This window comes from Streptomyces malaysiensis subsp. samsunensis (assembly GCF_024519315.1).
GTDB classification, from domain to species: Bacteria; Actinomycetota; Actinomycetes; order Streptomycetales; family Streptomycetaceae; genus Streptomyces; species Streptomyces malaysiensis.
Genome location: NZ_JANIIC010000060.1, coordinates 1 through 20895 on the forward strand (window position 1 = coordinate 1; position 20895 = coordinate 20895).

General features: G+C 71.3%; 16 protein-coding genes. 8 read left to right on the forward strand and 8 right to left on the reverse strand.

Translation table 11 applies throughout. The features are described from left to right. Positions 1 to 18 precede the first annotated feature (18 nt). The 3 genes from hisB to hisD are packed head-to-tail and all read right to left on the reverse strand — an operon-like array spanning position 19 to position 3049. On the reverse strand, positions 19 to 612 hold the full coding sequence (gene hisB / locus NQU54_RS37560; protein WP_257634911.1) for an imidazoleglycerol-phosphate dehydratase HisB: 594 nt from the start codon (positions 610 to 612) through the stop codon (positions 19 to 21). Next, positions 609 to 1727 carry a histidinol-phosphate transaminase gene (locus NQU54_RS37565; RefSeq protein WP_257634912.1) on the reverse strand — a complete coding sequence of 373 codons (1119 nt, stop codon included), beginning with the start codon at positions 1725 to 1727 and terminating at the stop codon, positions 609 to 611. The genes hisB and NQU54_RS37565 overlap by 4 nt, the downstream gene beginning before the upstream one ends. Beyond that, a complete protein-coding gene (hisD, locus tag NQU54_RS37570) occupies positions 1724 to 3049 on the reverse strand; it encodes a histidinol dehydrogenase (RefSeq protein WP_257634913.1) in 1326 nt (441 codons plus the stop codon). Before hisD ends, NQU54_RS37565 begins: the two co-directional genes overlap by 4 nt. 156 nt (positions 3050 to 3205) lie before the next feature. Between hisD and NQU54_RS37575 the strand changes: the two genes are divergently transcribed. From NQU54_RS37575 to ybaK, 3 genes are read left to right on the forward strand one after another with little or no spacing between them, the layout of a single operon-like run. Continuing rightward, positions 3206 to 4801, forward strand: coding sequence for an oxidoreductase (locus tag NQU54_RS37575; RefSeq protein ID WP_069870128.1), 1596 nt, complete (start codon positions 3206 to 3208; stop codon positions 4799 to 4801). Between the two features lie 34 nt (positions 4802 to 4835). Next, a complete protein-coding gene (locus NQU54_RS37580; protein ID WP_100807522.1) occupies positions 4836 to 5576 on the forward strand; it encodes an LON peptidase substrate-binding domain-containing protein in 741 nt (246 codons plus the stop codon). Between the two features lie 11 nt (positions 5577 to 5587). After that, positions 5588 to 6085: a Cys-tRNA(Pro) deacylase gene (gene ybaK / locus NQU54_RS37585; RefSeq protein ID WP_257634914.1), complete on the forward strand. Its 498-nt coding sequence runs from the start codon at positions 5588 to 5590 to the stop codon at positions 6083 to 6085. A 280-nt stretch (positions 6086 to 6365) separates the two neighbouring features. Here the strand turns inward: ybaK and NQU54_RS37590 are convergent, their stop codons facing one another. The 4 genes from NQU54_RS37590 to NQU54_RS37605 form a co-directional block, all read right to left on the reverse strand. Then, a complete protein-coding gene (locus tag NQU54_RS37590) occupies positions 6366 to 7103 on the reverse strand; it encodes a magnesium transporter (RefSeq protein ID WP_257634915.1) in 738 nt (245 codons plus the stop codon). Between the two features lie 59 nt (positions 7104 to 7162). Next, positions 7163 to 7966, reverse strand: a complete 804-nt coding sequence (locus tag NQU54_RS37595) for an ABC transporter permease (protein WP_069870135.1) — start codon at positions 7964 to 7966, stop codon at positions 7163 to 7165. Positions 7967 to 8145: 179 nt separating this feature from the next. Further along, a complete protein-coding gene (locus NQU54_RS37600) occupies positions 8146 to 9147 on the reverse strand; it encodes an ABC transporter ATP-binding protein (protein WP_257634944.1) in 1002 nt (333 codons plus the stop codon). Positions 9148 to 10284: 1137 nt separating this feature from the next. After that, positions 10285 to 11595, reverse strand: a complete 1311-nt coding sequence (locus NQU54_RS37605; protein ID WP_087684196.1) for an NYN domain-containing protein — start codon at positions 11593 to 11595, stop codon at positions 10285 to 10287. Between the two features lie 289 nt (positions 11596 to 11884). On the opposite strand from NQU54_RS37605, the gene NQU54_RS37610 reads away from it, so the two are divergent. Next, positions 11885 to 12064 carry a hypothetical protein gene (locus tag NQU54_RS37610; protein WP_167501168.1) on the forward strand — a complete coding sequence of 60 codons (180 nt, stop codon included), beginning with the start codon at positions 11885 to 11887 and terminating at the stop codon, positions 12062 to 12064. 159 nt (positions 12065 to 12223) lie between these two features. On the opposite strand, the gene dnaE is transcribed toward NQU54_RS37610, so the two are convergent. After that, positions 12224 to 15769, reverse strand: coding sequence for a DNA polymerase III subunit alpha (gene dnaE, locus NQU54_RS37615; protein WP_257634916.1), 3546 nt, complete (start codon positions 15767 to 15769; stop codon positions 12224 to 12226). A gap of 214 nt (positions 15770 to 15983) precedes the next feature. Between dnaE and NQU54_RS37620 the strand changes: the two genes are divergently transcribed. The 4 genes from NQU54_RS37620 to NQU54_RS37635 all read left to right on the forward strand — a co-directional run bounded on the left by NQU54_RS37620 (position 15984) and on the right by NQU54_RS37635 (position 20893). Next, positions 15984 to 17309: a DUF2252 domain-containing protein gene (locus NQU54_RS37620; RefSeq protein WP_257634917.1), complete on the forward strand. Its 1326-nt coding sequence runs from the start codon at positions 15984 to 15986 to the stop codon at positions 17307 to 17309. A gap of 110 nt (positions 17310 to 17419) precedes the next feature. Beyond that, positions 17420 to 18118, forward strand: coding sequence for a hypothetical protein (locus NQU54_RS37625; RefSeq protein WP_079257274.1), 699 nt, complete (start codon positions 17420 to 17422; stop codon positions 18116 to 18118). Between the two features lie 63 nt (positions 18119 to 18181). After that, on the forward strand, positions 18182 to 19009 hold the full coding sequence (locus NQU54_RS37630) for a thioredoxin domain-containing protein (RefSeq protein WP_257634918.1): 828 nt from the start codon (positions 18182 to 18184) through the stop codon (positions 19007 to 19009). Between the two features lie 252 nt (positions 19010 to 19261). Next, positions 19262 to 20893, forward strand: coding sequence for an alkaline phosphatase D family protein (locus NQU54_RS37635; protein WP_257634919.1), 1632 nt, complete (start codon positions 19262 to 19264; stop codon positions 20891 to 20893). Positions 20894 to 20895: the final 2 nt, after the last annotated feature.

A 20895-nucleotide genomic window follows, 5' to 3' on the forward strand; every position in this document is an offset into this window, starting at 1 on the left:
CGCGTGCGACGCTCACAGTCACAGGGCCCCCTTCGTGGACGGGAGGATCCCAGCGGCGCGGGGGTCGCGCTCGCTGGCGTAGCGCAGGGCCCGCGCCAGGGCCTTGAACTGGCACTCCACGATGTGGTGGGCGTTGCGCCCGTAGGGCACGTGGACGTGCAGGGCGATCTGCGCCTGGGCCACGAAGGACTCCAGGATGTGCCGGGTCATCGTGGTGTCGTAGGTGCCGATCATCGGCGCGATGTTCTCGGGCTCGCTGTGCACCAGGTACGGGCGGCCGGAGAGGTCGACCGTCACCTGGGCCAGCGACTCGTCCAGCGGCACCGTGCAGTTGCCGAAGCGGTAGATGCCCACCTTGTCGCCAAGCGCATGCTTGAAGGCGGCGCCGAGCGCGAGGGCGGTGTCCTCGATGGTGTGGTGGGTGTCGATGTGCAGATCGCCCTCGGTCTTGACCGTGAGGTCGAAGAGGCCGTGACGGCCGAGCTGGTCGAGCATGTGGTCGTAGAAGCCCACACCTGTCGCCACATCGACCTGGCCGGTGCCGTCGAGGTCGATCTCGACGACGACCGAGGTCTCCTTGGTGCTGCGCTCCACGCGTCCCACGCGGGTCATGCGCTCTTCTCCTTCATCAGCTCGCGTACCGCGTCGAGGAACGCGTCGTTCTCGGCGGGGGTCCCCGCGGTGACCCGCAGCCGCCCCGGTACGCCGTTGTCACGGACCAGGACACCCCGGTCCAGCAGGCCCTGCCACGCCGCGTGGGCGTCCTCGAAGCGGCCGAACTGGACGAAGTTGGCGTCGGAGTCGGTCACCTCGCAGCCGATGGTGCGCAACTCGCTCACCAGCCGGTCGCGCTCGGCCTTCAGCGCCTCGACGTACCCCAGCAGCGTATCGGTGTGCTCCAGGGCGGCCAGCGCGGTGGCCTGGGTGACGGCGGACAGGTGGTACGGCAGCCGGACCAGCTGGACGGCGTCGACGACCGCCGGGTCGGCGGCGAGATAGCCGAGCCGCAGCCCGGCCGCGCCGAACGCCTTGGACATGGTCCGCGAGAGCACCAGCCGCGGCCGCCCCTCGATCAGCGGCAGCAGCGACGGGCGGTGGCTGAACTCCCCGTACGCCTCGTCCACGACGACGAGCGCCCCGGCGGCGTCCGATCGGGCGGCCTGCGCCGCGTCATGGAGCGCCAGCACCGTCTCGGCGGCCACGGCCGTCCCGGTCGGATTGTTGGGCGAGGTGATGAAGACGACATCGGGGCGGTGCTCGGCGATGGCCTTACGGGCGGCCTCGACATCGATGGTGAAATCGGCGTTCCGGGGACCGGAAATCCAGCCGGTGCCGGTGCCGCGCGAGATCAGCGCGTGCATCGAGTACGAGGGCTCGAAGCCGATCGCGGTGCGCCCCGGCCCGCCGAAGGTCTGGAGCAGCTGCTGGAGCACCTCGTTGGACCCGTTGGCCGCCCAGACCTGGGCGACGCCGACCTCGAGACCGGCCGTACGGCTGAGATAGCGGGCCAGCTCGGTGCGGAGCTCGACCGCGTCCCGGTCCGGGTAGCGGTTGAGGTCGCGGGCCGCCTCGGCGACCCGCTCGGCGATCCGGGCGACCAGTGGCTCGGGCAGCGGATAGGGGTTCTCGTTGGTGTTCAGCCGTACGGGCACATCGAGTTGGGGAGCGCCGTACGGGGACTTGCCACGGAGCTCGTCCCGGATCGGGAGATCGTCAATGCCGGTCACTTGCTCGGTGGCACCTTCCAGTCGAACCTTGCCTTCACCGCGGCGCCGTGGGCGGGCAGATCCTCCGCCTCGGCCAGCGTCACCACATGGCCGGCGATCTCGGCCAGCGCCTCCCGGCTGTAGTCCACCACATGGATACCGCGCAGGAAGGACTGCACCGACAGCCCGGAGGAGTGGCAGGCGCAGCCGCCCGTGGGCAGCACATGGTTGGAGCCCGCGGCGTAGTCGCCGAGCGACACCGGGGCGAAGGCCCCGACGAAGACCGCCCCGGCGTTGCGCACCCGGGCCGCGACGGCCGCCGCGTCCTCGGTCTGGACCTCCAGATGCTCGGCCGCGTACGCGTCCACGACGGCCAGGCCCTGCTCCAGACCGTCGACCAGCACGATGCCGGACTGCCGCCCGGACAGCGCCGGACGGATCCGGTCCTCGATGTGCTTGGTGGCCCCGACCTGGACCTCGAGCTCCTTCTCGACCGCGGCGGCCAGCTCCTCGGAGTCGGTGACCAGCACGGACGCGGCCAGCGGATCGTGCTCGGCCTGGCTGATCAGATCCGCGGCGACATGCACCGGGTCGGCGGTGGCGTCGGCGAGGATGGCGATCTCGGTCGGGCCGGCCTCGGCGTCGATGCCGATCCGGCCCTTGAGCAGCCGCTTGGCCGCGGCGACCCAGATATTGCCCGGCCCGGTCACCATGGCGACCGGACGGCACTCCTCGGTGCCGTAGGCGAACATGGCGACGGCCTGGGCGCCACCCGCCGCGTACACCTCGTCCACGCCCAGCAGCGCGCACGCCGCGAGGATCGTGGGGTGCGGCAGCCCGCCGAACTCCGCCTGCGGCGGGGAGGCGACGGCCATCGAGCCGACCCCGGCTTCCTGCGCGGGCACCACGTTCATCACCACGGAGGAGGGGTAGACCGAGCGGCCGCCCGGTACGTACAGCCCGACGCGCTCGACCGGCACCCAGCGCTCGGTGACCGTGCCACCGGGCACCACCTGGGTGGTGTGGTCGGTGCGCCGCTGGTCGCGGTGGACCAGCCGGGCCCGCCGGATGGACTCCTCCAGGGCGGCCCGCACGGCGGGGTCGATACCGGCGAGGGCGCTCTCCAGCGCCCCCACGGGGACCCGCACCCGCTCTATGGTCACGCCGTCGAACCGATGGGCGTAGTCGATCAGCGCAGCGGTACCGCGATGGCGGACGTCGTCGCAGATGGGCCGCACCTTCTCCAGGGCGGCCTCGACGTCGAGCTCGGCACGGGGCAGCAGGTCGCGGTCGATCCCGCCCTCCGGGAAGGCGGCGCCGCGCAGATCGATACGGGAGATCACGCGATCAATTGTCTCAGACCCGCCACGACGCCCCTCCCCCCGTATCAGTCAGTGATACGCACCCCCTAAGTTGACCCTGACCGTTGGCGTTCAACCGGTTACTCAGCGGGAATGTGCTCCGTACGGGGACACGGAGAATCAGGAGGGGACACGGCTGTGACCGAGCCGCACGATGGCGATCCACCCCCGGGTCTCGATCTGACCACCGCCGAATGGGGCATGTGGCAGGCGTTCCGCAATGGCAGCACCCACGATCTGCGCACCTCGCACCCCCAGCGGAACGACCCCTCCGGCCCGTACGCATGGGGCCCGGAGCGCAGTGTCCGGGCGCGCGTCGTGGCCCTCCTGCTGCTGGACGGGCCGCCCGCGCAGCCGGGCCGGGTCTCCGCGCTCAAGCTCAACGGGGTGCACATCACCGGCACGCTCGATCTGGCCGGCGGAAACATCGAGCCCTATGTGGAGCTCAAGAACTGCCGCTTCGAGCGGGAGGTGCTGGTCCCCGAGGCACAGTTCACCACCCTGCGCCTGGTGGGCTGTGCCCTCCCCCGGCTGGAGGCGGCCCGGCTGCGCACCGAGGGCGATCTGCATCTGCCGCGCTGTGTGGTCGAACACGGGATCCGGCTCACCGACGCCCATATAGGCACCGATTTACTGCTCAACCAGCTCATCGTGCGCCGCGACCGCCGGGGCATGTCGATCAGTGCCGACGGGCTGACCGTCGCCCAGGACTTCCAGGCCGACATGATCGAGTCCTATGGCGAGCTGAGTCTGCGCGGGGCGCAGATCGGGGTGTCGCTCAGCCTGCGCGGCAGCCGGCTGCGCAACCCTTACGGCCGTCGCGCGCTCAACGCGCCGCAGCTGACCGTGGAGCGCAGCCTCTACCTCACCGCGGGCGGGGTGAGCACATACTCCAGCGGCTCCACCCCGCCGTACGGCACCGCCTCCACCCCCACCCGCGGCACCCGCATCCAGCGCTTCGAATGCGAGGGCGGGGTCCGGCTGGACGACGGGCGGATCGGCGACGCCATCGACTTCGACCAGGCCCGCTTCATCATGGAGAACGACCAGGAGCTGTCGCTGCGCCGGGTCCAGACGCCGGAGCTGCGCTTCCTCGGGGAGCGGCCGCAGCGCGGGCGGGTGATCCTCTCCGGCGCCCGGGTGGTCAACCTTGTCGACAAGTCGGTGAGCTGGCCGGGGCCCGGCGGGCTCACCATGGCCGGGTTCAGCTATGAGTGCCTGATCCCGCGCGGCCACTTCCCGCTGGCCCGGCGGCTGGAGTGGGTGGCCGCGGCGACCCCCGAGTACGCGCCCGAGCCGTACGAGATGCTGGCCAACACGATGCGGGCCAGCGGCGAGGACGCCGACGCGCGCGAGGTGCAGCTCGCCAAGCAGCGCCGCCGCCGGGAGACGCTGCCGCTCGCCGGGAAGGTGTGGGGCTATCTTCAGGACTGGACGGTGGCCTACGGCTACCGTCCGGGCCGGGCCGCGGTGTGGATGGCGGTGCTGTGGGCGGTCGGCTCGGTGTTCTTCGCCCACAACCGGCCGGAGGCGCTGAAACCGGGGGAATCGCCGAACTGGAACGCCTCGCTGTACACGCTCGATCTGCTGATTCCGGTCATCGATCTGGGCATGGACGGCTACTGGAAACCCGAAGGCGCCGTCCAATGGGCGTCCATCGTGATGATCCTGCTGGGCTGGGTCCTGGCCACCGCGGTCGCCGCCGGCGCGTCCCGACTGCTGCGGCGCCAGTGAAAGGGGACGCGCGGGGCCATTAGGCTTACGCCCCGTGACCTCCGCGCGCCTTCCGCTCTTCCCGCTGAACACGGTGCTGTTCCCGGGGCTCGTCATGCCCCTGAACGTCTTCGAGCAGCGGTATCGCTCCCTGATGCGCGATCTGTCCGCGCTCCCCGAGGACGCGCCGCGCCGGTTCGGGGTGATCGCGATCCGGGACGGCCACGAAGTCGCCCCGAGCGCGATCGGCCTCCCGGACACCGCCTCGCGGCCCGACCCCGGCCCCACGGCCGGGTTCGGCGCGGACCCGGCCAAATCCTTCTACTCGGTGGGGTGTGTGGCGGACGCGGCCACCATCCGGGAGCAGGAGAACGGCACCTTCGAGGTGCTGGCCACCGGCACCACCCGCTTCGAGCTGGTCTCCGTGGACTCCTCGGGCCCGTATCTGACGGCCGAGGTCAAGGAGCTGGAGGAGGAGCAGGGCGACGGTGCCGGGGCGCTGGCCTCGGGGGTGGTACGGGCCTTCCGGATGTACCAGAAGCGGCTCGCGGGCGCCCGTGAGCGGACCCTGGCCGCCGAGCAGGACCTGCCGGGCGAGCCGTCCGTCCTCTCCTATCTGGTGGCGGCCGCGGCCGTGCTCGACACGCCCGCGAAGCAGCGGCTGCTCCAGGCGCCGGACACCGCGAGCCGGCTGGCCGACGAGCTGAAACTCCTTCGCGCCGAGAGCGCGGTCATCGGTAAGCTCCCGTCCCTCCCGGCCGTCGATCTGACCCGCGGTCCCACCAGCCCCAACTGACGCGGACGAACATGCCCAAGAAGCCCAAGAAGACCTCGGCGGGCACCCCCGCCACCACCGCCCTCACCGCCGCGGGCACCGAGTTCACCCTGCACTCCTACGAGCACGACCCGGCGGCCCCCTCGTACGGCGAGGAGGCCGCCCAGGCGCTGGGTGTCGAACCGGGCCGGGTCTTCAAGACCCTGGTCGCGAGTGTCGATGACCGCCTTACGGTCGCCATCGTGCCCGTCTCGGCCACCCTCGACCTCAAGGCGCTCGCCTCGGCGGTGGGCGGCAAGCGCGCCACCATGGCGGACCCCGCGGTGGCCGAGCGCACCACGGGCTATGTGCGGGGCGGGATCTCCCCGCTCGGTCAGCGCAAACGCCTCCCCACGGCCCTGGACGCGTCGGCCACCGGCTACGAGACGATCTGCGTCTCGGCGGGCCGGCGCGGGCTGGAGGTGGAGCTGGCGCCCAAGGACCTGGCGTCGCTGACCGAGGCGGTGCTGGCGCCGATCGCCCGCTCCTAGCGCCCGTGCGCGCAGTGCGCTTTCGGGTGCTCGCCTTGTAGGCATTCGTGACGGTTGTAGGCGCTCATGGAGCTCCCCGACCCGCACCATGTGCCGGTCGGGGATGGTCAAGGGCGCTCAGGCCCGGTCCGGGCCTGAGCGGATCGATGGAAGTACGGAAGCCGACCCGCGGTTCGGTGGCGCCCTGAAGGGACGCGGGGGCCGTGCCGCGTGGGCGCGGGCGGCCACGGCGGCGCCGCGGACGACCGACGGCAGCTCCGTGCGCTTCCCGCCGGAGCGCTCAGTGCGCTTCCGGCTGCGGCGCGGGCGGCAGGGCGGGCTCCGGGTCCCGGGGGCCGAACAGCCCGGTCAGCACCAGGTGGATCACCATCGCCGCCACCGACCACGCCAGCAGCGCGCCCTTCGCGCCCAGCTTGAGCGGCCCGTCGAAGGTGACGCCCTTACCGGCGGCCTTGGCATGGGCCACCACGTCCGAGGTGGGCCCCAGCCATACGCCCAGCCGCCAGGCGATCACCGAGGCGAGCACCCCGCCGATCGCCAGCCCGACGACCAGCGCGATACCGCCGTGGCGGAAGAGCAGAAAGACGATGATCGCCGAGACGGCTCCGAAGGCGAGCCCGAGCAGCGTGAACACACCGTCCGCGCCGACCGCGTCCTCCCCTTCCGAGTTCTTCAGATAGACGGCGGAGCCGTCCGAGACCAGGGGGACCTTCGGCGCCAGCCACAGCCACAGCAGCCCGAGCAGCACCCCCGAGACCGCCACCGCGATGGCGACCAGCGACGCCCGCACCAGTTCCGCGCGCAACTCGGGCCCCGGCTCGGAGTGCTCGGAGAGCTCAGCGTGCTCGGCGTACCCGGGGTGCTCCGGATGCCCGGAAGCGTGCCCGGGGTGCTCGGGGTACCCCGAGGGGTACGGCGCGCCGGAGTCCCCGGAAGGCTGCCCGTGGGACGGCGGCCGGCCCTCGCCGGGTTCGTCGTGCGGCGAATGCTGATCATGCGGCGTCAACGGTGCGGTCACCCCGTCATCGTGCCAGGCGGATGGCGTACTTCGGTCGGCGGGACGTTCGCTGCGGCGCGTCACCGCACCGCCGCCCGCCGATAGGCCCAGGTCGCGGCGGCGAGGGATACCACGGCCACCCCCGCGCACACCCCGAGGTCGGCACAGACCGCCCACCAGTCGGGCTGCCCGTCGAAGGACCGCGCCAGGGCCTCCACACCGTACGTCGACGGCAGCAGATCGCGCGCGTACGACACTACCTGCGGCATCCGGGCCGCGGGCAACACCCCCAGCAGCAGCGCCGCCGACATCCCCAACTGCCCGCACAGCGTGGCGAGTTCCTGACGCGGGGCGAGCAGCCCCAGCGCGGCGCCGAGTCCGGCGAGGGCGGCGCCGGAGAGGGGGATCACCGCGAGCAGGATCCACAGGTTCGCCATGGGCAGCTGGAAGAGCAGACTGCCCATCACCGCGGTGACGGCGGTCCCGGGCACGGTGAAGGAGGCGTACGCGGCGGCCGCCCCGAGCACCACGGCCGAGGGCGGCACCGGCAGGGTCGCGTAGTGGTCGAGCCCACCGCTGGCCCGCAGCTGGCCGAAGTACTGGGCGAGCAGGTTGAGCGCCACGAAGGCGACGACCAGCACGCTCGACCCGGCCACCACCGACCGCGCCTCGCTCCCGCCGTCCACCACCCCACGCATCAGGATCATGATCCCGATGGACTGGAAGGTCGCCACGAAGAGCAGCGGGATCCGGGCCACCCGGGCCCGCGACAGCTGGGCGCGGTAGACCGCGACGAGCGCGGGGAAGAGCCGCGCCCGCGCCGCCAGCGGCGCGGGCATGTCACCGGCCTCACCGGCGTCGGCGTCACCGGACGCCCCCGGCATACCGGAGACACCGGACGCACCGGGCAGCCCAGCAGACGCACCGGACACACCAGGCACACCAGTGGTCCCGGACACACCGGACACGGCGGGCATGACACTCACGTTGTGCTGCTCCTCTTCGCCTCTACGGCTCGAATACGGTCACGGTCACCGACGTGTTCACCGGCTCGCCCCGGCCCTCACGCCTTCACCAGCCCATCCGCTCCCTCCGCACGGCCGCCCAGGGCCAGGTACACATCCTCCAGGCTCGGCGTGGCAAGGGTGAAATCGTCCAGCGCGGCGAAGGCGGGGCCACCGGTCACGGTGGCGATGGCGGCGCGCGCGTCGTCCGGCGGGAGCCGGAGCGTCCAGCGCCGCCCGGAGCCGCCGCCGGCGGCCCGGCACGCCTCGGCGGCCTTCCGCAGGGCGGCGACCTCGGGCACGTCCAGCGGCGGCTCGGTGCGCCACACCAGCTCCAGCCGTACCTCGTCGGCGACCAGCGCCTTGAGCCCGGCGGGCGTGTCGCAGGCGATGACCCGGCCGCGGTCCAGCACCGCGACCCGGTCCAGGACCGTCTCCGCCTCGATCACATTGTGGGTGACCAGCACCACCGTCACCCCGCGCTCGGCCCGCCGCCGGTCCACGGCGGCCCACACGGCGCGCCGGGCCACGGGGTCCATCCCGCTGGTGGGCTCGTCGAGCACCAGCAGCGGCCGCTCCCCGACCAGCGCGGCGGCGACGCAGGCCAGCCGCCGCTGGCCGCCGGAGAGCTTCTTCAGCGGGCGCCCGGCGACCTCCCCGAGCCCCAGCTCCTCGATCACCGCGTCCCGCGCGGCGCGGGCCGGGCGGGTCTCCAGACCGCGCAGCCGCGCGGTGGTCTCGGCGGCGAGGGAGACGGTCAGCTCGTCCAGCGCGGTCGAGTCCTGGCCGAGATAGCCCAGCAGACGGGCGGCGCGCTCGGGGTGGCGTACGAGATCGTGGCCCAGCACCCGCACCCTGCCCTCGTCGGGCCGGAGCAGGCCGGTGAGCTGCCGTACGAGGGTGGATTTGCCCGCGCCGTTGGGCCCGAGCAGCCCGAAGACCTCACCGCGCACCACATCGAGGTCGATGCCGTCGCTGGCCCGGACTGCGGGCGTGGCGGGCGCGCCGCGCCGGCCGCGCGCCGCGGGATAGGTCTTGACCAGGCCGCGCACGGTGCACACCACATCGCCACTCGTCGCCTGTTTCGCGCCCGTCCTCACGAGCTATGAGGGTACGCGCCCAAACACCCGCTCCCGTCCTCGGGTCCCTCCGGGCACGGTTCGCCGGGCGGAGCCGGACTACGACTTTCGGGGCGTCCGTCGGGCCACGCGGCGGAGCCGCATACCGATGCTTCCCCCTCCCCGCCCCTTCCCGTTACCAGGGGCTCCGCCCCTGGACCCCGAGCCCCGAGGCTGATCCCCGCCACGCGGCGGAGCCGCGTACCGACACCGCGGGAAAGGGCTACGAGAAGGGGCGAGAGCCCCGGACCGGAGGCAGAGACGACAGCGCCGGATCCGGGGGCTGGGGCCAAGCCCCGGCTTCCGGGGCCTGAGGCAGAGCCCCGGTTCCGAGGTCTGGGGCGAAGCCCCGAGTTCGGAGCCTGGGACAGAGCCCCGGTTCCGGGATCTGAGGCAGAACCCCGGATCCGGGGATCCGGGATAAAGCCCCGGATTCCGGGGTCCGGGGCGAAGCCCCAAGTCCGGGGCCCGAGACAGAACCCCGGCTTCCGGAATCCGGGACAAAGCCCCAGGTCGGGGGCCCGAGCCGAATCCCCGCCACGCGGCGGAGCCGCATACCAACACCGCGGGAAAGGGCCACGGGAAGGGGCGAGAGCCCCGGACCGGAGGCAGAGACGACAGCGCCGCTTCCGGGGCCTGAAGCGAAGCCCCGGGTCTGGGGGAGAGCCCCGGTTCAGGGATCTGGGGCAGACCCCCGGTTCCGGGGTCCGGGGCGAAGCCCCAAGTCCGGGGCCCGAGACAGAACCCCGGTTCGGGGGTCTGGGGCAGAGCCCCAGGTTCGGAGCCCGAGACAGAACCCCGGCTTCCGGAATCCGGGACAAAGCCCCAGGCCCGGGGCCCGAGACAGAACCCCGGTTCGGGGGTCTGGAGCAGAACCCTGGGTTCGGGGGTCCGGGGCGAAGCCCCAGGCCCGGGGCCCGAGACAGAACCCCGGTTCGGGGGTCTGGGGCAGAGCCCCAGGTCCGGGGCCCGGGGCGGAGCCCCAAGTTTCGGGGGCCGGGGCGGAGTCCCGGGTTCGGGGAGGGGCGGGGAGGGGAGGGGAGCAGTGCGCCGCAGGCGGCGAGGCCCGTCGGGCTCCCGCTACCCGCCCGGCTGGGCGTGCTCCGCCGCCGACCGCAGGTCGATCTCGCGCCAGAAGCCCGCCCGGATCGCATAGCGGTCGTGCTCGTCGATCTGGTCGTCCTTGTGGGCTAGCAGCCCGAAGCGCGCCGCGTAGCGGAGCAGTTCACCGTCGATGCGGTGCGGGATACGGGGGTATTCCGTGGAGAGCTGCTGGAGGTGGGCCGGATCGGCGAGCCGGTCGGTCCAGCGGCGCGCGAAGACCTGGCCGACCTCGAACGGGTCGCCGCTGACGGCGGTGATGTCCTCCTCGCGGTCGGCCCAGCGCTGCTCGGCGCTGGTGAGCTGGGCCAGCATGGGGAGGTTGGCGGTCTCCGGCGGCTCCCCCACCCCGGCGCCGGGGCCCCGGTCGATCCAGCCCTTGTCGGAGGACCACCGCAGGGTGGCCCCGGCGCCCTGCTGCCGCTCCGCCTGGCCGCCGGGCCCGGCCGGGCCGCGGCCCAGGTCGGCGAGGTCCTTGGGGGTCGGCACGCCCTTACCGGCGCCGCCCGCCACGGCATCCGTGCCCGCCCGGGGGTCCGGGGCGGCGGGACGGCCGGGGGCGGCGGCCGGGCCGGTCACCTCGGCGCCGGGCCGGGAGGCGCCGTTGCGGCCGGGGGCCGCCTCCGCGGCGCCGGGCGCCGCGGCAGCGGCGGCAGCGGCGGCCGTCTCCGGCAGCGGGGCGGAGAGAATGGCCGCGATCTCCGGGCGCGGCTCGGAGACGGGCGCACAGGGCCCGGGAAGCTCCTTGGCGCGCACCGCCCGGGTGATCCAGGCGCGGTCGAGGACGCGCCGCTCATCGGCCTCGGCGACGAGGTCCTCGGACTGGTTGTAGTCGCCGTCGGCGGCCTGGACGGCCCAGAGGTGGACGGCGACGCCGTGCTCCTTGGCCGACATCAGCCCGGGCAGCAGATCGCCGTCGCCGGTGACGAGAACGATGTCGGAGCAGGCGCGGTTGCGGGCGAGCTCGGTGAGCTCGGCGTGCATGGCGGCGTCCACGCCCTTCTGGGCCCAGCGGCCGTCACTGCGGGTGAGTGCACCGAGTCGCACGGTCACCCGCGGCATCACACGCAGCCGCCGGTGCTCGGGCTGGGGTACGCGGTCGGGGGCGCCGTCGAACCAGTAGATGCGCAGCAGCGGGCGCTCGGTCTCGGCCTCGGCCCGCTCCCGCAGCCCCTGGATGAGGGTCGCGTGGTCGACGGAGATACGCGACCGGGCAGGCTCCCCGGCCAGCAGGCTCGCGGCGGCGCCCAGCAGATACCCGGCGTCCACCAGGACGACGCAGCGGTCCACGTTCCACCCTCTTTCCTGACGGTCCAGTCCTCGGTCGCCCCCGCACACAGCCGTACCCCGGATGTGGTTCTTCGGCTTTCCTTCGAGTCTGCCCGACCGCGCGGGGGTTATCAGTCCGAACTGGATCACCGGCGTGGCGGATACGGCTTACCCGCCAATACCCTCCTTCTCACTCACCGTAATTGCCCGAAATGCACGGGTTACTGTGACATGTCACTGTTCTTCCGGAGGGGCTTCTCCCCGGAGGGCCCTTCGCCGGGGGGCTGATCCCAACTGGAGGAACACCACCATGGGTAAGAACAAGAACCGCGATCGCAAGCAGCAGCAGGACGAGCGGCGTCAGGAGCGCGGCATGGACGGCCGCCCCGCCGACCAGCAGTCCTCGATGGACGCGCAGTCGCAGCCGATGCGGTCGGAGGACAGCCCCTCGACGAGCCGCAAGCGGCAGAAGAGCTTCGGCCACAACTGACGCGCCGCGCACCGGCGCCGGGCCACCGCGGCGGCAGGCCGCGTGAGTGGCGGACCGTGTGAAGTGGCCCCAGGGGCGCGCCCGATGCGGGCGCGCCCCTTGTGCGTTCTCGTCAGGGCCGGGTCGGCGGGGCCGGGCGGTCCCCGGCCGGCCAGGACCTCACCCGGCCAGGCAGGACGCCCCCAACAGCACCTTGAGATCACCGAAGAGCGCCGGGTCGGCGGTGACGCGGTGCCGGTCGAGCCGGAGCACGGTGGTCTTCCGCGCCCCCTGGAGCTTGATCCGCACCTCGGTGGAGCCACGGTGGTGGGTGAGCACCTCGCTGAGCTTCTCGACCAGCGGCGGGGTGACCTTGACCGTGGGAATGGTGATCGTCACGGGCGCGTCGGCACCCGCCTCGGACAGATCGGGGACCATCAGCTCCATGGCGACCAGCCGGGGCACGTCCTCGCGCTTGTCCAGCCGGCCCTTGACGAAGACGACCACGTCCTCGATCAGCTGGGTGGAGACCAGCTGATAGGTGGCCGGGAAGAACATGCACTCGATGGAGCCGGCCAGGTCCTCCACGGTGGCGATGGCCCAGGCGTTGCCCTGTTTGGTCATCTTGCGCTGGAGGCCGGAGATGATGCCGCCGATGGTGACGATCGCGCCGTCCGCGTGTTCACCCCCGGTGAGCGCGGAGATCGCGGCATCCGCCTTCTCGTTCAGCACATGTTCGATGCCGAACAGCGGATGGTCGGAGACATACAGGCCCAGCATCTCCCGCTCCTGGGCCAGCAGATAGGTCTTCTCCCATTCGACGTCCGAGAACTCGACGTCGAGGCCGAAGCCCGGCCCGTCGCCGTCACCGCCGTCACCGCCCATGCCGCCGAAGAGGTCGAACTGCCCCTCGGCCTCCTTGCGCTTGACCGCGACCACATTGTCGATCAGCGCCTCGTAGTGCGCCGTGAGCCCCTTACGGGTGTGGCCCATCTCGTCGAAGGCGCCCGCCTTGATCAGCGATTCGGTGGTGCGCTTGTTGCAGACGACCGCCTCGACCTTGTCCAGGTAGTCCGGGAACGAGCCGTACTTCCCCTTGGCCTTACGGCCCCGGATGATCGCCTCCACCACGTTCTGACCGACGTTCCGGACCGCCGTGAGACCGAAGAGGATCACATCATCGCCCTGGGCGGTGAAGTTGGCCTCGGACTCATTGACGTTCGGCGGCAGCACCTTGATGCCCATGCGGCGGCATTCGTTCAGATAGACCGCCGACTTGTCCTTGTCGTCACGGACCGAGGTGAGCAGCGCCGCCATGTACTCGGCGGGGTAGTTGGCCTTGAGGTACGCGGTCCAGTAGGTGACCAGGCCGTACGCGGAGGAGTGCGCCTTGTTGAACGCGTATCCGGCGAACGGGACCAGGACGTCCCACACCGCCTGGATGGCCTCGTCGGAGTACCCCTTGTCGCGGGCGCCCTTCTGGAAGTTGACGAACTCCTTCTCCAGCACCTCGGGCTTCTTCTTGCCCATGGCGCGGCGCAGCAGGTCGGCCTGGCCCAGCGAATAGCCGGCGAGCACCTGGGCGGCCTTCTGCACCTGCTCCTGGTACACGATGAGGCCGTAGGTGATGCCGAGGACCTCCTTGAGCGGCTCCTCCAGCTCGGGGTGGATCGGGGTGATCTCCTGCTGCCCGTTCTTCCGCAGCGCGTAGTTGATATGCGAGTTCATGCCCATCGGGCCCGGCCGGTAGAGGGCCGAGACGGCGGAAATGTCCTCGAAGTTGTCGGGCTTCATCATGCGCAGCAGGGAGCGCATGGGGCCGCCGTCGAACTGGAAGACGCCGAGGGTGTCACCGCGGCAGAGCAGTTCGAAGGTCTTGGGGTCGTCCAGGGACAGATCGAGCATCTTCAGATCGATGCCCTTGTTGGCGCGCACCATCTTGACGGCGTCATCCATGATGGTGAGGTTGCGCAGGCCCAGGAAGTCCATCTTCAGCAGGCCGAGCGACTCACAGGTGGGGTAGTCCCACTGGGTCACGACCTGGCCGTCGTTCTTCGGCGAGAAGACCGGCACATGGTCGGTCACCGTCTCGCTCGACATGATCACACCCGCGGCGTGCACACCCATCTGGCGCACCAGGCCCTCGATACCGCGCGCGGTGTCGATGACCTTCTTCACATCCGGCTCGTTCTCATACATCCCGCGCACCTCGCCCGCCTCGCTGTAGCGGGGGTGCTTCTCATCGGTGATACCGGAGAGCGGGATGCCCTTGCCGAGGACGTCGGCGGGCATGGCCTTGGTGATGCGGTCGCCCATCGCGTACGGATAGCCGAGCACCCGGGCCGAGTCCTTGATGGCGTTCTTGGCCTTGATGGTGCCGTAGGTGCCGATCTGGGCGACCTTGTCGTGGCCGTATTTCTCGGTGACGTACCGGATGACCTCGCCGCGCCTACGCTCGTCGAAGTCGATGTCGACATCCGGCATGGACACGCGCTCGGGGTTGAGGAACCGCTCGAAGATCAGCCCGTGCTCGACCGGGTCGAGGTCGGTGATGCCCATGGCGTACGAGACGATCGAACCGGCCGCGGAGCCCCGGCCGGGGCCGACCGCGATGCCGTTGTTCTTGGCCCACATGATGAAGTCGGCGACCACGAGGAAGTACCCCGGGAACCCCATCTGGATGATGACGTCCATCTCGTACTCGGCCAGGCTCTGACGGTCCTCGGGGACGCCGCCGGGGAAGCGGCGGGCCATCCCCTTCTTGACCTCCTCCTGGAACCAGGTGACCTCGGTGTACCCCTCGGGGACGTCGAACCGCGGCATCAGGTCGCGCTTGTCGAACCACCCGGTGTTGTCGATCTGCTCGGCGACCAGGAGCGTGTTGCGGCAGCCCTCCTGCCAGGCGTCCGAGGAGTCGATGGCGTACATCTCGTCGGTGGACTTCAGGTAGTAGCCGGTGCCGTCGAAGCGGAAGCGGTCCGGGTCGGAGAGGTTCTTGCCGGTCTGGACGCACAGCAGCGCGTCATGCGCCTCGGACTCGCGGGCGTAGGTGTAGTGCGAGTCGTTGGTCACCAGCGGCGGGATGTCCAGCTTCTTGCCGATCTCCAGCAGCCCGTCCCGGACCCGGCGCTCGATCTCGATGCCATGGTCCATCAGCTCCAGGAAGTACCGGTCCTTGCCGAAGATGTCCTGGTACTCGGAGGCGGCCTTGAGGGCCTCGTCGAACTGGCCCAGCCGCAGCCGGGTCTGCAACTCGCCCGAGGGGCAGCCGGTGGAGGCGATCAGGCCCTCGGACCACTGGGCGATGGTCTCCTTGTCCATCCGCGGCCACTTGACGAAATAGCCCTCCATGTAGGCGTCCGAGGAGAGCCGGAAGAGGTTGTGCAGACCGGTCTTGTTCGACGCCCAGATGGTCTTGTGGGTGTAACCACCGGAACCGGAGACGTCATCGCGCTTCTGGTGCGGCTGCCCCCACTGGACACGCCGCTTGTAGCGCCGCGACTCGGGCGCCACATACGCCTCGATCCCGATGATCGGGGTGATCCCGGCGCCCGTCGCCTGCTGGTAGAAGTCGTACGCCCCGTGGAGGTTGCCATGGTCGGTCATGGCGATATGGGTCATGCCCATCTCATTGCAGGCGTTGAACATGTCCTTGAGCCGCGCCGCACCGTCCAGCAGCGAGTACTGGGTGTGGACATGCAGGTGCGTGAAGGGCGGCTTGGTCACGGTGGAAGACCTCCGGCGAACAATCGATGACGGCAGGGCGAGACAGCTCCGAAGGTTACCCCTCCGCACTGACAAGAGCCGGGCACTCGCGAGTAGCCTCAGGCGTTGATCCCGACGGGTCATCCGGTCCTCCCGCGCACCCGGCGAGACGGAACATACCCTGTCGTACCTGCCACACCGATCAGTTCCCTCATGCCCCAGGAGGCGTTCCGCGATGTCGACCCAGCAGACCCAGGCGGAACAGCGCGGGGAGCACATCCTCGCCGTATTCGACACCGCCTTCGGCGAGCTGCTCGCCGCCGACCCGGCCGCCTTCCGCGTCAAGTTCCGGAAGATGGCCGCCTCGGCGTTCGCGTTCTACCGCGGCACCGCCTGCCTGTTCTATTCGGATGTGGAGCGGGAGCGCTCCGGCGGGCCGTACCTGGACGACCGCACCAGCCGGGTGTGGATCCACGGTGACCTCCACGCCGAGAACTTCGGCACCTACATGGACGCCAACGGCCGCCTGATCTTCAATGTCAACGACTTCGACGAGGCGTACGTCGGCCCCTTCACCTGGGACCTGAAGCGCTTCGCCGCCTCCGTGGCGCTCATCGGCTACACCAAGGCGCTCAGCGACGAGAAGATCACCGAGCTGGTGCGGACGTACGCCGGCGCCTACCGCGAGCGCATCCACGCCCTGGCCACCGGCGCCAAGAACGACGAGGTGCCGCCCTTCACCCTGGAGACCGCGGAGGGTCCGCTGCTGGACGCGCTGCGCGACGCCCGTTCGCTGACCCGCTTCGGGCTGCTCGACTCGATGACCGAGATCCGCGACTTCGAGCGCCGCTTCACGGCCGGCGGCGGATCCATCGAGCTGGACGCCGCCACCCGCTACAAGGTCCTGGCCGCCTTCGACGGCTATCTGGAGACGCTCCCCGAGTCCAGTCTCTCGCGCCCGGACTCCTACCGCGTCAAGGACGTCGTGGGCCGCCGGGGCATCGGCATCGGCAGCGCCGGGCTCCCCTCGTACAACATCCTTCTGGAGGGCAACAGCGACGCCCTGGAGAACGATGTGGTGATCTACATGAAGCAGGGGCAGACCCCGGCGGTCTCCCGGCACATCACCGATGAGCAGGTGCGGTCGTACTTCCGCCACGAGGGCCACCGCACGGTGATCTCCCAGCGCGCCCTCCAGGCCCACGCCGACCCGTGGCTGGGCTGGACCGAGCTGGACGGCGCGGGGCAGCTGGTCGCCGAGGTGTCGCCGTACGCGGTGGACCTCGACTGGTCCGACATCGACGACCCGGTCGAGATCTCGGCGGTCGTGGCCGACCTGGGGCGGGCCACGGCCACCATGCACGCGGCCGCCGACGACCAGAGCGGCCACTCGCTGGTGCCGTTCTCCACCGAGCGCGCCATCGACGCGGTGATCGCCGCCGACGAGGACGCCTTCGCCGAGCTCCTGGTGGACTTCGCGCACTCCTACGGTGCCCGCGCCCGAGCCGACCACCAGATCTTCGTGGATCTCTTCCGCAACGGCCGCATCCCCGGCCTCTGACCGTCCCCCCCAGCCGGGTCGGCCGCCGCCCCGGGGCCCGCCGCAAAGCGGCTCGAGGGCGGTCGGCCGGCCTCGGGGGCCGGTTCCTCACATGGTCCCTACAGACGTTCATGGCAGAATTCGAAGTCATGGACGGCACCGGACCGCAGCTGAGGGCAGTGCGCGCGGCGCTCTTCACGGCGCTGTGCGTCACGCTGTCCTCGGCTTCGCATGTCCTGCTGTCGCGGACCCCGCTGCCGCTGGGCACCGTCGCCGCGCTCTCGGTGGCCGTCTTCGCCGTCGCCTACGCCCTCGCGGGCCGGGAGCGGGGCTTCTGGTCCATCGCGACGCTGCTGATCCCCCTGGAGCTGGCCGCCGACACGATCTTCACCACCGGCCAGCAGGCGTGTTACGGACAGTCCGGCGGCCCGGTGGCGGGCTCCCTGCGCTCCATGGGCGTCACCGTGCTGTGCGGCGGCGGCGATCTCGGCAGTCCACTGCCCGGGGTCTCCCAGAACGGCGTCGGCACCCCGCTGGCGGCCGCCGTGAGCTCCGCCACCCCCTGGCTGCTGCTCGCCGCGCATGTCGCGGTGGGTCTGATCGCCGCGGCCTGGCTGCGGCGCGGCGAGGCCGCCCTGAGCCGTCTGCTGGGCTCCCTGGCCGCCTTCGCCTTCCGGCCGCTGCTGCTGGCCGTAGCGGCCCACACGGCGGCCCTGCGGCCCCGTCACCCGGCCGCGCGGCCCGCACGGCCGGTGCGCCCGGCACCGGCCCTCCCTCTTCTCGTGCACTCCGTGGTGCGTCGTGGACCGCCCTGCTCGGCCGCTGCCTGAGCACAGCGATCCACACCCCCGTACGCATATCCGACGACGCACCCCCACGGAGACCGATCCATCATGAGCAACCGCAACAACCACCAGAACAAGCAGGCCGCCCGCGAGCGGCTGCGCGCCGAGCGTGAGCGCCAGGCCAAGAAGGACCGGGTGCGGCGCCAGCTGTTCGTCGGCGGCGCGGTCGTCGCGGTCCTCGCGATAGCCGGCGGCATAGGCTACGCCGTCACCAACATGAACTCGGACAACGCCAACCAGAAGTGGCGGGCGGCGGCCGAGAAGAAGACGTTCACCAAGCCCGCCAACGCCACCGGCCCCCAGGGCACGACGGTGGTCATCGGCGACAAGAAGGCCAAGAACACCCTGCATGTCTACGAGGACATGCGCTGCCCGGTCTGTGCCCAGTTCGAGCAGTACACCGGCCCGACCGTGCTCAAGGACATCAAGGACGGCACCTACAAGGCGCAGTTCACCTTGGGCACCTTCCTCGACGACAACAAGCAGATGCCCGGCGCCGGCTCGAAGAACGCGCTGAGCGCGCTCGGCGCGGCGCTCAACGTCAGCCCGCAGGCGTTCCTGGACTACAAGGAGGCGCTGTACGCGCCGAAGAACCACCCGGAGGAGACCAAGGACTCCTTCGCCGGCGACCAGAAGCTGATCGACATCGCCCAGCAGGTCAAGGAGCTGAAGGGCAACACGGCCTTCGAGAAGGCCGTGAAGAACGGCACCTACGACCGGTGGGCGCTGGCCATGTCCAAGACGTTCAACGACACCAAGGACGTCACCGGCACCCCGTCCTTCAAGCTCAACGGGAAGAAGCTGGAGGTGGGCGGCAACCCGCCGATGACCCCGGACCAGTTCACCCCGCTGGTCAAGCAGGGGCTCAAGAAGTAGCGTCCGGCCCTTCCCGGCCGGTCGGCGGGCGTGCCCCCAGGGCGCGCCCGCCGACCGCGTTCCGGCCCGGCCATGGCGACGGTGACCGCCCTGTCACGGCGACGGTGACCGCCCGGCCATGGTGGCGGCGACCGCTCGGCCACAGCCACGATGACCTCCCGGCCACAGCCGTGGTGACCTCGTGCGACGGGTGGGCGAACATCCCCCGAGCCCCCTGTCCGTGCCCGCTACTTGTCAGTAATCTCCTCGGCCGTGACCGACCTCCACATATCGCGAAGAAGCGCCGTCACGGTCGCGGCGGCCGCCGCCGCCCTGCTGCCCCTCGTCCCCGGCCCCGCGGCCCACGCCGACGCCGGTCCCGCCTTTCTGCACGGCGTCGCCTCCGGCGACCCGCTGCCCGACGGGATCCTGCTGTGGACCCGTATCACGCCCGCCCCTGACGCCGTGCCCGGCTCGGGGCTCGGCCCGGCCGTCGAGGTGACCTGGGAGGTCGCCGAGGACCGGGACTTCCGCTCGGTCGTCGCCCGCGGCACCGTCAAGGCCGCCGCCGGCACCGACCACACCGTCAAGGCCGATGTGCGCGGGCTGCGGCCCGCCACCGGCTACTTCTACCGCTTCGCGGTGGACGGCGGCGTCCGCTCCGCCGTGGGCCGCACCCGCACCGCCCCGGCGCACGACGCCGCGGCCGAGGGGGTGCGCTTCGGCGTGGTCTCCTGCGCCAACTGGGAGGCGGGCTGGTTCTCCCCGTACCGCCATCTGGCCGCCCGCGCCGACCTGGACGCGGTGCTCCACCTCGGCGACTACATCTACGAGTACGAGAGCGGCGAATACCCGCAGACCAAAGACGTCCTCCGCCCGCACGCCCCCACCCACGAGATCGTCACGCTCGCCGACTACCGCGTCCGGCACGGGAACTACAAGACCGACCCCGACGCCCAGGCGCTGCACGCCGCGCTCCCCCTGATCGCGATCTGGGACGACCACGAGTTCGCCAACGACGCCTGGTCCGGCGGGGCGGAGAACCACACACCCGGCACCGAGGGGGCCTGGGCCCAGCGAGTGGCCGCCGCCAAGCAGGCGTACTTCGAGTGGATGCCGGTGCGCCCCTCCACCCAGGGCACCACCTACCGGCGGCTGCGCTACGGCACCCTCGCCGATCTCCATCTGCTCGATCTGCGCTCGTTCCGCTCCCAGCAGGCGGCCACCGGCAGCGGGGACGTGGACGACCCGGAGCGCACCATGACCGGGCGCGCCCAGCTCGACTGGCTGAAGTCGGGCCTGACCGCCTCGGACACCACCTGGCGGCTGGTGGGCAACTCGGTGATGATCTCACCGGTCGCCTTCGGGGCCCTCCCCGCCGAGCTGCTGGCCCCGCTGGCCGAGCTGCTGGGGCTGCCCAAGGGCGGTTTGGCCATCAACACCGACCAGTGGGACGGCTATACGGACGACCGGCGCGAGCTGCTCGCGCACCTCACCGACCGCGGAATCGGCAACACGGTCTTCCTCACCGGTGACATCCATATGGCGTGGGCCAACGACGTACCGGTGAGGGCCGGCACCTATCCGCTCTCGCCCTCGGCCGCCACCGAGTTCGTGGTCACCTCGGTGACCTCCGACAACCTCGACGATCTGCTCCATGTGCCACCGCACACGGTGTCCCTGGCGGCGGTCGCCGCGATCAGGACCGCCAACCGCCATGTGAAGTGGGTGGACATGGACTCGCACGGCTACGGCGTGCTCGATGTCACCCCCCAGCGGGCCCAGATGGACTACTACACCGTCTCCGACCGCACCGATCCGCGCGCCACGGCCGCCTGGGCGCGGTCGTACCGCACCCGTGCGGGCAGCCAGCGGGTCGAGCGCGCCGACGCGCCGGTGCGCTGACG